General features: G+C 33.6%; 14 protein-coding genes, 1 riboswitch and 2 other annotated features. Of the genes, 8 read left to right on the forward strand and 6 right to left on the reverse strand.

Features of this window, described 5'->3' with window-relative positions; genetic code table 11:
• Positions 1 to 16 precede the first annotated feature (16 nt).
• The gene (locus tag LKE46_RS05880) at positions 17 to 409 is read left to right on the forward strand and encodes a hypothetical protein (RefSeq protein ID WP_291719316.1); all 393 of its coding nucleotides are present in this window, start codon (positions 17 to 19) and stop codon (positions 407 to 409) included.
• 88 nt (positions 410 to 497) lie between these two features.
• On the opposite strand, the gene LKE46_RS05885 is transcribed toward LKE46_RS05880, so the two are convergent.
• From LKE46_RS05885 to LKE46_RS05905, 5 genes are all read right to left on the reverse strand, one after another.
• On the reverse strand, positions 498 to 683 hold the full coding sequence (locus LKE46_RS05885) for a hypothetical protein (RefSeq protein ID WP_291719318.1): 186 nt from the start codon (positions 681 to 683) through the stop codon (positions 498 to 500).
• A gap of 78 nt (positions 684 to 761) precedes the next feature.
• Positions 762 to 1,706, reverse strand: coding sequence for a sensor domain-containing diguanylate cyclase (locus LKE46_RS05890; protein ID WP_291719320.1), 945 nt, complete (start codon positions 1,704 to 1,706; stop codon positions 762 to 764).
• Complete coding sequence (locus tag LKE46_RS05895) at positions 1,699 to 2,331, reverse strand: chemotaxis protein CheC (protein WP_291719321.1); 633 nt, start codon at positions 2,329 to 2,331, stop codon at positions 1,699 to 1,701. The genes LKE46_RS05890 and LKE46_RS05895 overlap by 8 nt, the downstream gene beginning before the upstream one ends.
• A 4-nt stretch (positions 2,332 to 2,335) precedes the next feature.
• Positions 2,336 to 2,701 (reverse strand): response regulator, encoded by a 366-nt coding sequence (locus tag LKE46_RS05900; protein ID WP_291719323.1) that lies wholly within the window; start codon positions 2,699 to 2,701, stop codon positions 2,336 to 2,338.
• A gap of 170 nt (positions 2,702 to 2,871) precedes the next feature.
• Positions 2,872 to 3,063, reverse strand: coding sequence for an alpha/beta-type small acid-soluble spore protein (locus tag LKE46_RS05905; protein ID WP_291719325.1), 192 nt, complete (start codon positions 3,061 to 3,063; stop codon positions 2,872 to 2,874).
• Positions 3,064 to 3,251: 188 nt separating this feature from the next.
• On the opposite strand from LKE46_RS05905, the gene LKE46_RS05910 reads away from it, so the two are divergent.
• The gene (locus LKE46_RS05910) at positions 3,252 to 3,542 is read left to right on the forward strand and encodes a hypothetical protein (protein ID WP_291719327.1); all 291 of its coding nucleotides are present in this window, start codon (positions 3,252 to 3,254) and stop codon (positions 3,540 to 3,542) included.
• 4 nt (positions 3,543 to 3,546) lie between these two features.
• Here LKE46_RS05910 and dinB read toward each other — a convergent pair whose 3' ends face one another.
• A complete protein-coding gene (gene dinB, locus LKE46_RS05915; RefSeq protein WP_291719329.1) occupies positions 3,547 to 4,752 on the reverse strand; it encodes a DNA polymerase IV in 1,206 nt (401 codons plus the stop codon).
• A gap of 158 nt (positions 4,753 to 4,910) precedes the next feature.
• Here dinB and LKE46_RS05920 point away from each other — a divergent pair, with 158 nt between their 5' ends.
• From LKE46_RS05920 to mnmA, 6 genes are all read left to right on the forward strand, one after another.
• A complete protein-coding gene (locus tag LKE46_RS05920; RefSeq protein ID WP_291719332.1) occupies positions 4,911 to 5,078 on the forward strand; it encodes a DUF1540 domain-containing protein in 168 nt (55 codons plus the stop codon).
• A 118-nt stretch (positions 5,079 to 5,196) separates the two neighbouring features.
• Positions 5,197 to 5,398, forward strand: a binding site (T-box leader).
• 159 nt (positions 5,399 to 5,557) lie between these two features.
• Positions 5,558 to 5,760 (forward strand) — a binding site (T-box leader).
• A 51-nt stretch (positions 5,761 to 5,811) separates the two neighbouring features.
• Entirely contained in the window at positions 5,812 to 7,422 is a 1,611-nt protein-coding gene (gene ilvB, locus LKE46_RS05925; RefSeq protein WP_291719334.1) for a biosynthetic-type acetolactate synthase large subunit, read from the forward strand.
• Between the two features lie 14 nt (positions 7,423 to 7,436).
• Complete coding sequence (ilvN, locus tag LKE46_RS05930; RefSeq protein WP_291725583.1) at positions 7,437 to 7,922, forward strand: acetolactate synthase small subunit; 486 nt, start codon at positions 7,437 to 7,439, stop codon at positions 7,920 to 7,922.
• Positions 7,923 to 7,985: 63 nt separating this feature from the next.
• Positions 7,986 to 8,090, forward strand: a riboswitch (THF riboswitch).
• 138 nt (positions 8,091 to 8,228) lie between these two features.
• Positions 8,229 to 9,023 carry a folate family ECF transporter S component gene (locus tag LKE46_RS05935; protein WP_291719336.1) on the forward strand — a complete coding sequence of 265 codons (795 nt, stop codon included), beginning with the start codon at positions 8,229 to 8,231 and terminating at the stop codon, positions 9,021 to 9,023.
• Positions 9,024 to 9,280: 257 nt separating this feature from the next.
• Positions 9,281 to 10,432: a cysteine desulfurase NifS gene (nifS, locus tag LKE46_RS05940; RefSeq protein ID WP_291719338.1), complete on the forward strand. Its 1,152-nt coding sequence runs from the start codon at positions 9,281 to 9,283 to the stop codon at positions 10,430 to 10,432.
• Positions 10,433 to 10,464: 32 nt separating this feature from the next.
• The gene (gene mnmA, locus LKE46_RS05945; RefSeq protein WP_291719340.1) at positions 10,465 to 11,541 is read left to right on the forward strand and encodes a tRNA 2-thiouridine(34) synthase MnmA; all 1,077 of its coding nucleotides are present in this window, start codon (positions 10,465 to 10,467) and stop codon (positions 11,539 to 11,541) included.
• Positions 11,542 to 11,572 lie beyond the last annotated feature (31 nt).

Consider the following 11,572-nt stretch of genomic DNA (forward strand, 5'->3'; position numbering starts at 1 on the left):
AAAGGGGATTAATTATATGAATGTGATAGAGGTTAATATATACGGCTATGGAGATGAAATTTTCCCTGTTGGATGTAGAAATAGCAGAGGGAACTCAGGATGCCATTCCTGTAAAAAGGGGAATATGTGCACAAATTGTAATTCAAAGGAGAACCAATATCAGAATATACAACAATTGTGTCAGAATCTGAGAGGATTTTTAAAATCTACGGATATATCTCAAAAGGTGGCTGTTAATTTTATAGAATTGGGAAAAAGAAACGCTATATCTGATGAAAGAGCCAGTGTCCAGGAAGTTATAGGAAGAGGCTTTAATCCTCCTATAACTGTCATAGATGGTATAGTGAGGTATTATGGTGGTATATCCAATATACTCGTATACAAGGATGTGAAGGAGCTGTTGAGTTAAACGGCTCTTTTTATGCCGCTTATAACTGTGAAACAAAAAGAACACCGTATTATCAAAAGAATTTCACGGTGTTTTTTATATTGGCGGATCAATCCAATCGATAGCAATTGTATAAAAACAATTCTGTTTTTTTATAGCCAAAGACTTTTACAAGCCATTCATATACATTTTTGTCATAGAAAGATTTAGCGCTGTGAATTTTGAGAGTGCTTAATGCTATGTCATACATGATTTCAAAAAGTTCCGTATCAGCGGTTTCCTTGATATACATCATAGTATACACCCCTTTTTATTTTAGTATACTAAAATAAAATAAAAATGTAAATGATTTCAGAAAAAAATTATAAATATATTATGAATTGATACATATGCAATTGTCGTTTCCAGAATGTTTTTTTGCAATATACATTGCCTTGTCAGCTTTTATTATTAATTCATCTATAGTTTGCCCGTCTTTAGGATAAAAACTAACACCAATACTCATGGATATGGAAATCTTATTGCTGTTATAATCTATAATGCAATTTCTATTTTTGTTATCTATAATTCTAGAAGAGATGGTCTTATAGTCATTTAAATCCTTTAAATAAGGCAGCAATATTAGAAATTCGTCTCCACCATATCGTGCAACTACATCATTTTTCCTTGTGGATTCTGTCAACATATTTGCCACCTTTATTAGGACTTTATCTCCCGCCTTATGCCCGTAAGTATCATTTATCATTTTGAATTTATCTATATCTATGAACATTAAACCTAATAAAGTATTGGTTCTCTTGGCTGTATTCAGGAATACCTCCGCGAATTCATAAAACAACACCCTGTTTGCCACACCGGTTAATCTGTCATGATAGGCCATATTTCTTATAAGCTTTTCCTTTTCTTCCAGTTCTTTGTTGAGCTTATACAATTCACTGACATAGTTTTTTAATTTTGTTATTTGCATAAACTGATTTGTGACGTCGATAAACTCAAGAAGCACAAATTTGGATTTTTCATTTTTAAATCTCACAATTTTCAAGTTCAAGTCTTTTTTGCCGTTTATAAATCTGCCATGCATTGCAGATGAAAAAAACATTTTAAAATCCTTGTCCATTACGTCAGATATAGCTTTTTTAAAATAACTTTTATTTAAACCTAAAAATAATTCGTAAATATTGCGGTTTATAGCATTCGTAAATTTTATATTTGTCAGATGTTCCATGTAGCTGTTCCAGACACAAACGTTTAGTTTTTCATTCAACAATACTACTCCCTCACTGATATTGTTTAAAATATCATATGTAATTCTATTCATAGATTTTATCCTCTATACTATCTATTTTGTTGAAAATTTCATTCAAAGAATTTATTGTCATGTCTATTATTACAGCACCATCTATTTCCGTATCATCTATTGTAAAGGTTATATACAGTATCAATATATTTGGATGATTATGCACTATGTCTCTGGTGAAATCTATTTTTGTAAATACTTTTACTTCTGGGAGGGAATAATTTAAATCTATATCCAGATAGTTGCTGAATTCACCAATGATGGAATTAAGAAGTATGTTTCCTATTTCTTTGATAATGTCAAAATCTATAGTTGTAAAATCCATATTAAAACATGTATTATCCTCATATTGATTGTAGCAAATGCTTATGAATTTTTTCATTTTTTTTGCTGGAAAAATTAAATTTGCTGTTCCGCTAAGTTTTTTTTCAAATGAAATAGAGGATATCATCAATGTCCCATCGAATAAATTTTTATGATATTCATCTAGTCCCAATCCTTCATTTTCTAAATCAGTAATTTTAAAATTGGGAACATTTAATAAAATTTTCTTATCTGTTATTTCAGAGAGCATACTGGCTGCTTTGCCAACACTTATATTGAACAATTCCTTTAATATATCATATCTCAGATACCCATTATCCATTTTATCATTCCTTATTATTTATAATCCGACATATTTCCTTTGCTTTTTCTTCATTAAATGGTTTGTTGATAAATGATAATATATTGTAATTTTCTATTTCTTCCTTTATGTTTTTTTGTACATCTGCAGAAATTACAAATATATTTGCACTACTGTCGTGCTCTTTTATTAGTTTTATCAATTCTTTACCATTTAGTTTAGGCATTAACAAATCCAAAAATACATAATCGGGCATAATATCTTTATATAATTTTAATCCTTTAATACCATCACCTGCAAAAAATAGTTCAAGATTGTCCATAAATTTTTTCATCAGATTGGAAATTATCTTTTGGGAAAAAATTGAATCATCTACAATTAAAATTTTCATAATTAAAAGTTTTCTCCTATATTTTGTTACATAAAATATAATACTAAATAGATATAAAGTCAATAAGATATAGCCATTTTCAAGGATATTTGGAGGAAAATATGTAAATAAAACATGGTTTATAACAGTATAACAACTGCTATAAACCATGTTTTTTTCTGCCCTAGTTGCTATTTAAGTCCCTGCTCATAAGCCTGAACCATTTTTTTGACCATGTTTCCGCCTATGGAGCCTGCTTCTCTTGATGTCAGATCACCATTGTAGCCCTGTTTCAAATTTACTCCAACTTCTGCAGCTGATTCCATTTTGAATTGATTTAATCTCTGTTTTGCCTCAGGAACTACTAATTTGTTATATGACATAATAGTCACCCCTTTTTATAGTATCATTTACTTCTTACAATTAAAGTATTTGTATTATAGGATAAATTATTCGAGGTAACTGGAGGAACAGCTGGAATAATTAATAATATTTTTTTGAATATTAAAACGCCTGTTGTTATGAAATATTTAAATAAGATATAATAGGCATAGGAAGGAGAGATGTCATTATGGATATTACATCGCGAACTTATAAAATTGCTATAGCAATAGCAGAATTATTTTTGGGAATACCATTTCTGGGAGGCATTTTTGTAATAGTACATGGATGGATACCTCTAATGGTACTGTTTGTAATGCATATTGTTGGCATATTTATTGCAAGCAGAGAGTACAAGAGCATAATAGGTCATGTATTTGGTGCTGTAGGAAATGCAATTGCCTGGATACCGTTCTTGGGCTGGATATCCCACCTGATTATAGGAATAATACTTTTAGTAGAAGGTCTGAGTGACAGATAGAAATTTATCTTTTATTTTTTTTATTCAGTAATACTGCACGGTTTATTATTGAATAGCCATATTTTCTACGTATATATTCTATTACTGCTTCTATCTTGTCATATTTGTTTCTGGAAGTTTCCATGTTTCTCGTTTTTGAAATATCAAATATCGATATCTGCTTGCCTTCATGATTATTTATAAAACCGCTGAGAGTTACTCCAAGAAGGCGTACAGGCATTTGAGAATTCCAGTTTTTTTCAAGCAGTCCAACCCCTGCAGAATAAATTTCTTTTACAAGAAAGGTTTCCTTTATTGTAGTCCGGCGGGTAATGGTTTTAAAATTATTATATTTTATGCTGATAGTAACTATACGTCCTTTTTTATTCTGTTTTCTGGCTGCCATTCCAACTTTGTCGGAGAGCTGCATTAAAATGCGTTTTGCCTGATCAATATTACAGATGTCTTTTGAAAGTGTCACGGATTTACCTATGGATTTTATATCATCATGTGAATGGGGTTTTACAGGTGAATCATCTATGCCGTTTGCCAGTTCATAAATTTCCGAACCTGATTTCCCCAATTTTTTAATAAGGATGTTTTTGTTGTAATTTGCAATTTCACCTATGGTATTGATTTTCATGTTTCTAAGTTTTTCTGCAGTATGTTTTCCAATACCGTACATGGATTCAACCGGAAGATTCCACAGCTTTTTTTCAATATCTTTTCTCCAGAGTTCTGTAATACTTGAAGGCTTTTTTATTTCAGAAGCCATCTTTGAGAGAAATTTATTCTCGGATATACCTATGGAGCAGCTTAGTCCGAGTTCTTTTCCAATTTGCTTCATAATATCTTCCGCACATTTTCTTGGGTTTCCAAATATTCTTTCGCAGCCCGTCATATCAAGCCAGGCTTCGTCAATGCTGTTCTGTTCGATTGTCGGAGTATAAGAGAAAAGTATATCAATAACTTCATTGGACTTAAATCTGTAAAAATTGTGATCCGGAGCAATAACTGCAAGATCCGGACAAAGTTTTAAGGCATTGTTCAGGGTCATTGCAGTTTTTATTCCGAATTTTCGTGCTTCATAATTTGCTGTAAGTATTATTCCACAGCGTTTTCGAGGATCACCGGCTACTGCTGCCGGTATACCTGAAATTTCAGGATGTCGTGTTGACTCGCAGCTTATAAAAAAGGCATCCATATCTAAAAGAAAAATCGTCCTTTTCATGAAACATACTCCTCTTTTTTTATATAAATTATAGCATAAAATCTGTGTATTGATAAGAACTTTTGTTCCAAGTAATTGTATATAATTACCCCGAATATTATTTACTTTTTGATCAATACTAATTGGTGTAAATGATAAATGAAAGGGGATTTTATATTATGGATGCACCTAAAATGCAAGTTAAATGTGGAGTTGATTCATGTCATTATTGGAAAAACAGTCATTGTAATGCCAATGACTTGGAAGTTAATGCCATGCACGGCAAGAACGCCAATACCAGTGATGATACATGTTGTACAACATTCAAACCACATGATGCAAGATAACTATAATCTTGTATCAAATTAATTAATATTAAAAATGGGAATGGGTTTTCTATTCCCATTAATTTTTTGCCTATTGACATGAAATCCAATTTGTATTATACTTAGTTCAAATCTAATAGTAAAAGCTGTGACAGGGAATATTAAATATAAAGTTATTTTTAAGCGAATGGGAGATGGTGTAAGCCCGTAAGTATCTTATATTGAAACTCACCCTTGAGCTGCAGGCTGAAATTATTTAAAGTAAGCTGTGCCGATGCAAATCGTTATTGAATTGAGTAATAAATTTGGGTGGTACCGCGAACAGACTTCTCGCCTCATGAGCAAGGCTGTTTTTTTATGCTGATTTTGAATTGCTTTTAAAATTTATTGGATATTTAGTGTATAAAATATTTACAATAATTTTAACATTTTGAAAATTAACTTTATTGATTTAGTGTTATAGAAATTTGATAATGCAAATATGGATATATTTTTAATATATAAAAGCTGTGACAGGAATAAATAAGTATTTGTAATATCTTAAAGCGAGTGGGAAATGGTGGGAACCCATAGATATTGTTTACTGAAACTCATCCTTGAGCTGCAGGCTGAAATTATTTAAAGTAGGCTGTGCCGATGCAAATCGTTATTGAATTGAGTAATAAATTTGGGTGGTACCGCGAACAGACTTCTCGCCCCATGAGAGGTCTGTTTTTATATTATTTAAACTATTCTTTATTAAGGAGAGATAGATATGAAAGCTGCTGAAGCAGTTATCCAATGTTTAAGAAAAGAGAATGTAAGAACAGTATTTGGATATCCCGGTGCTGCAGTAGTTCCTATATATGAAGCTTTGAGAAAATCTGACATTGAGCATATACTTGTAAGGCAGGAACAGGCTGCCGGACATTGTGCCAGCGGATATGCCAGGGCTACTGGAAAAATCGGAGTCTGTATTGTCACTTCAGGTCCGGGTGCAACCAACTTGATTACTGCTATTGCGGCTGCATATATGGATTCCATTCCCATGGTTATAATCACAGGACAGGTCAAATCCAATTTAATCGGAAGAGATGTATTTCAGGAATTGGATATTACAGGTGCTACAGAGTCATTCACAAAGTATAATTTTCTTGTAAAAGATTCAAAATTTATACCAAAGACTATAAAGGAAGCTTTTTATATAGCAGGAACTGGTAGAAAGGGACCGGTTCTAGTGGATATACCTGTGGATGTAATGGATGATGATATTGACTTTGAGTATCCAGAAGAAGTCAATATAAGAGGATATAAACCTACTACAAAAGGCCATATTGGACAAATAATAAAAATAGTGGATAAAATAAAAAACAGTAGAAGACCGCTGATATGTGCAGGAGGAGGTATTATACTTGCCCATGCGGAAACAGAGTTCAGACGGTTTGTGGAAATTTCCCATATACCTGTTGTAAATACGCTTATGGGGAAAGGAAGTATAAATGAAACAAGCAAATATCATGTTGGATTAATAGGAACTCACGGATTTGACTATGCCAACAAAGCTGTAGAAAATGCAGATGTACTGATACTCCTAGGTGCAAGGGCCACAGATAGGACTACCTGTGGATTGAAGAATTTTGCGGAAAATGCAGATGTAATTCATATAGATATTGATCCGGCTGAAATAGGCAAAAACCTGAGGACAAATATTCCTGTAGTCGGAGATCTAAAAAATATTATATTGCAATTAATAGCGGAACTACATGATTTGGATACAGGAGAATGGCTTGAGGAAATAAATCGTTATAAAGAAGAAAAAAATGCATCACCTGGATCGAGAAACAAAATAAATCCCGGATATGTACTAAATATTGTATCTGAAATGCTGGATGAAGATAGTATCATTACTGCAGATGTGGGGCAGAATCAAATATGGTGTGCGCATAATTTTAAAATAGTAGGGAATAGAAAATTTTTGACTTCAGGAGGCCTGGGTACCATGGGGTATTCACTGCCTGCGGCAATAGGAGCCAAGATTGGATGTCCTGAAAAGAAGGTCATAGCCTTTATGGGTGATGGAGGCTTCCAGATGAGTTTTTTTGAAATGGCTACGATTTCTGAATATAATATAGACATTACTATAATTTTGTTCAATAATTCCGGACTTGGCATGGTAAGGCAGATACAGGATAAGAATTTTTTATCTGAGTTTGGAGTGAATTTCAAATTCAATCCTGATTTTCTTAAATTGGCGGGGGCTTATGGAATAAGAGCAGTATGTGCTAAAAATGATATTGAATTCAATGAAGCTCTTAAATGTTCAATGGCTTCAAGAGGTGCCTTTTTGATAGAGTGTATTGTAGATCCTCACGAGAAGACTTTTTAAGGGTGGTGTTTAATATAAAGAAATATGTACTATCAGTATTGGTTGAAAATCATTCCGGGGTTCTAAGCAAGGTTGCAGGATTATTCAGCAGGAGAGGATACAATATTCACAGTCTTACGGTTGGAATTACTGAAGATCCTCAAATATCAAGAATGACAATTGTATCTGTCGGGGATGATTATATGTTTGAGCAGATAAACAAGCAGCTGAATAAATTGATTGAAGTTATAAAAGTAGTGGATTTAACCAATTTTTCAAAGACAGTTCACAGGGAGCTGTCACTTGTGAAGGTATCTGCAGATTCAGATAATAAATTGCTTATAATACAGATAGCAAATACGTTCAGGGGCAACATAGTGGATATGAATGAAAAGAGTATTACAATCGAAATAACGGGAAGTGAGGAAAAGGTTTCTGCATTTATAGAATTAATGAAACCCTATGGGATTAAAGAAAGCATACGAACAGGACTTACTGCACTTTCGAGAGGAGCAAATTAAAAAATATACTCTATAGGCTTGTTTTATATATAATATGATATTATAATGGTTCATATAAAAAGTAGCAGAGTAAATATTATGCGTAAAGTGTTAGAGGATGGGAAGTTGTCTCTAAACGAAAAGCCCAAATTTCTTTGGAGCTTACGATATAATATTGCTTCCGCTGTTACATTAAAGGGATATTGTATTTATTGTCTGTTTTCTCTTTAGTGTGACTACATTAAAGAGAAAAGAGGTGTTTTTGTGCTGTCATCAAATAATTAATGCTGTTGTGAAAATGATATTTTTAAAATATGGAGGAAAAGCATGGAAAACAAAATGAATACAAAATCTGTTGTTACTACTGCATTGTTTGTAGCTGTTGCACTCGTTATAAGAAATTTTTCTATAAATATAGCGGCAGGCGGCATACTTACCATGAGGATAAGTTTTGCTGCTATATTCTACGTACTTCCCGGCTTTTTATTCGGTCCTTTATATGGAGGGATTGCAGGCGGACTTGTTGATGTACTTGGATATATTATGGCACCTATGGGTGGATATATTCCACTTTTGACCATAACCAACATAGTTGCAGGTGCCTTGCCGGCTCTTTTATGGAAACTTATAAAAAACTCAGATGTAAATAAAGTAAAAAAATTTTACAGAATATTTTTTATAGTTATGTTTCTTGTAGGGGTGATAAATTTTCTGTCAATAGAATTTATACCTGATACTTTATGGGGAAAGTTACTTATGATGACGGGAAAGAGGGCACAATATTTCGGCGTTGGTTTTATCATTGCAGCATCCATAGGACTTTTACTGTTTTTTGTAATCAATACTTTGAATAAAAAAGGTGGAATATCCTATAAATATATAAATGGAAGATATTTTAAATTCGTCATAGTGCTCGGCATATCCGGAGTAATAGTATCTACCCTAAATACATATATACTTCTGATATTTACACCCGCCCTCATGACAAAAGGATTTATGGTACTCTGGATTCCAAGAATGTTCCAGACTATTTTTATAACACTTATAGACTCCTATATCGTTTGCCTACTCGTGTATTACTACAATCTCGTTGAGAAGAAGATTGTTCAAAAAGTACAGTAGCAAGAAAAGAACTTCCGAGCCGGAAGTTCTTTTCTGTTAAATACTTCTTATACAGAAAAGGCGGATCAGGCAATAATTACATAACATTTTTAATATGATCAGAGTATAATAATATAGAATACCTTGGTAATAGTTTCTTAAATAGGTTGACAAAATGTGTATTTAAAAATAAAATAAATTATATTACGATGAATTCATAGTAAATTACTCTGAATTCAAAAGTGGTATTTACTAATTTATTTACGGGAGAGATAGCTATGGAAAGAGAAGTTTATATGGATTATGCTGCTACAACTTTTGTAAAACCAGAAGTTTTGAAGGCCATGAGTCCGTATTTCAATAAATATTTTGGAAATCCATCATCACTTTATCATATATCGACAAGAAACAAAGTCGAGATAAACAGGAGTAGACAAAAGATAGCAGATGTAATAAACTCAGGAAGAGATGAAATATTTTTTACAAATGGAGGCTCGGAATCAGACAACTGGGCTCTTAAAGGTGCAGCATTTGCAAACAGGGACAGAGGCAGACATATAATTACTACAAGTATAGAACATCATGCTATTTTAAATACCTGCAGTTATCTTGAAAAACAGGGATTTGATATAACCTATCTTTCAGTAGACAAAGACGGGTTTGTGAATGTAGATGAACTTAAAAGGGAAATAAGAGATGACACCATACTTGTTTCAGTAATGTTTGCCAACAACGAAGTGGGTACTATCGAGCCCATATCCGAAATAGGAAACATTTTAAAGGACAGGAATATATTATTTCATACAGATGCAGTTCAGGCAATTACACATGTGCCTATTGATGTAAGAGCCATGAATATAGATCTTCTATCAATGTCATCCCATAAATTCTATGGTCCAAAGGGAATGGGAGCCCTTTATGTAAAAAAAGGAGTCAATATAGATAATTTGATTCATGGAGGCGGACAGGAGCGAGGAAAAAGGGCAGGTACGGAAAATGTTCCGGGTATAGTTGGAATGGGCTGTGCAATAGAGCTTGCCTCAAAAAGTATGAAAGAGGAGACAGAAAGACTTACAGGACTTAGAGACAAGTTGATTCATGGCCTCTTGAAAATTCCAGGTACTAAACTGAATGGTCCTCAAGATCACAGGCTTCCAGGAAATGTAAATATATCATTCAGTGAAATAGACAGTGAGATACTTCTTGTCGTACTCGACGATATTGGAATATGTGCTTCCAGTGGAAGCGCCTGCTCAGCAGGTGCAATTGAACCTTCTCATGTACTCACGGCAATGGGTATAGACAGGGAAGCTGCAAAAAGTTCCATAAGACTTACACTTGGAGCAGGTACTACGGAAGATGAAATTGATTTTGTAGTTGATAAAATAACTGATTCCATTGAAAGATTGAGACGGAATAAGCAAAATTAAGAAAATTACAACGAAGATAAACGGGTGATAGGATGAAAAAAAGAGTAGTAGTAGGTATGAGCGGTGGTGTAGACAGTTCTGTTGCCGCCTATCTTCTTAAAAAACAGGGATATGATGTAATAGGTATAACAATGCAGGTATGGCAGGAGGATGAATACTATGAAGGCATGGAAAGCGGCTGCTGTTCGCTCAGTGCCGTGGATGACGCCAGAATGGTGGCATACAAGCTAGGCATACCCTACTATGTGATGAACTTCAGAAATGAATTCAAAAAAAACGTCATAGATTATTTTATAAGGGAATATATGAAAGGGAGAACTCCAAATCCATGTATTGCCTGTAACAAGTTTCTGAAATTTGATGAGCTTTTAAAGAGAGCTGCTCAACTTGGGGCGGATTATGTAGCTACAGGACATTATGCAACTGTAGATAAGATGAATGACAGATATGTCCTGATAAAATCACAGGATGACAGAAAGGACCAGACTTATGCACTTTATAGTTTGACTCAATTTCAGCTGGCACATACGCTGATGCCCTGTGGGGAATACAAAAAAACTGAAATAAGGGAGATCGCCAGAAAAATAGGACTTGGTGTTCATGATAAAAGAGACAGCGAGGAGATCTGTTTTATACCGGACAATGACCACGGTTCCTATATAAGCAGGCAGTTGAACGGCGGAATAAGAAAAGGAAACTTTGTGGATAAAGAAGGCAATATTCTTGGAAGACACAAGGGTATAGTTTATTATACTGTGGGTCAGAGAAAGGGACTTGGAATTTCATTTGGAATTCCAATGTATGTAATTGACATAGATCCTTCTCAAAATAGGATAGTACTTGGGAATGAAAGTGATTTGATGAAGAAGGAATTTATAATAAAAGATGTCAACTTTATGCTTTTTGAAACTTTGGACTCGAATTTGGATGTACAATGCAAGATAAGATATTCTGCAAAACCAGGAGAAGCTGTAATAAGTCCTTATGGAGAAGGACTTGTAAAAGTAAAATTCAAGGAACCTCAGAGAGCAATAACAAAAGGCCAATCGGCTGTATTTTATCAGGAAAATATAATGATTGGTGGAGGAACTATTGACGAACTGTTATAAAAATAGCCCATCATTTTAATATAAAGTGGTG

It is taken from the genome of Clostridium sp., assembly GCF_022482905.1.
Taxonomy (GTDB): domain Bacteria; phylum Bacillota; class Clostridia; order Clostridiales; family Clostridiaceae; genus Clostridium_B.

Coding starts and splice junctions, on each gene's coding strand:
- LKE46_RS05910 (WP_291719327.1), top strand. CDS start 3,252: ATGGATATTACATCGCGAACTTATAAAATTGCTATAGCAATAGCAGAA.
- LKE46_RS05905 (WP_291719325.1), bottom strand. CDS start 3,063: ATGTCATATAACAAATTAGTAGTTCCTGAGGCAAAACAGAGATTAAAT.
- LKE46_RS05895 (WP_291719321.1), bottom strand. CDS start 2,331: ATGGATAATGGGTATCTGAGATATGATATATTAAAGGAATTGTTCAAT.
- dinB (WP_291719329.1), bottom strand. CDS start 4,752: ATGAAAAGGACGATTTTTCTTTTAGATATGGATGCCTTTTTTATAAGC.
- ilvB (WP_291719334.1), top strand. CDS start 5,812: ATGAAAGCTGCTGAAGCAGTTATCCAATGTTTAAGAAAAGAGAATGTA.
- LKE46_RS05885 (WP_291719318.1), bottom strand. CDS start 683: ATGATGTATATCAAGGAAACCGCTGATACGGAACTTTTTGAAATCATG.
- LKE46_RS05900 (WP_291719323.1), bottom strand. CDS start 2,701: ATGAAAATTTTAATTGTAGATGATTCAATTTTTTCCCAAAAGATAATT.
- LKE46_RS05920 (WP_291719332.1), top strand. CDS start 4,911: ATGGATGCACCTAAAATGCAAGTTAAATGTGGAGTTGATTCATGTCAT.
- LKE46_RS05890 (WP_291719320.1), bottom strand. CDS start 1,706: ATGAATAGAATTACATATGATATTTTAAACAATATCAGTGAGGGAGTA.
- LKE46_RS05935 (WP_291719336.1), top strand. CDS start 8,229: ATGGAAAACAAAATGAATACAAAATCTGTTGTTACTACTGCATTGTTT.
- mnmA (WP_291719340.1), top strand. CDS start 10,465: ATGAAAAAAAGAGTAGTAGTAGGTATGAGCGGTGGTGTAGACAGTTCT.
- nifS (WP_291719338.1), top strand. CDS start 9,281: ATGGAAAGAGAAGTTTATATGGATTATGCTGCTACAACTTTTGTAAAA.
- LKE46_RS05880 (WP_291719316.1), top strand. CDS start 17: ATGAATGTGATAGAGGTTAATATATACGGCTATGGAGATGAAATTTTC.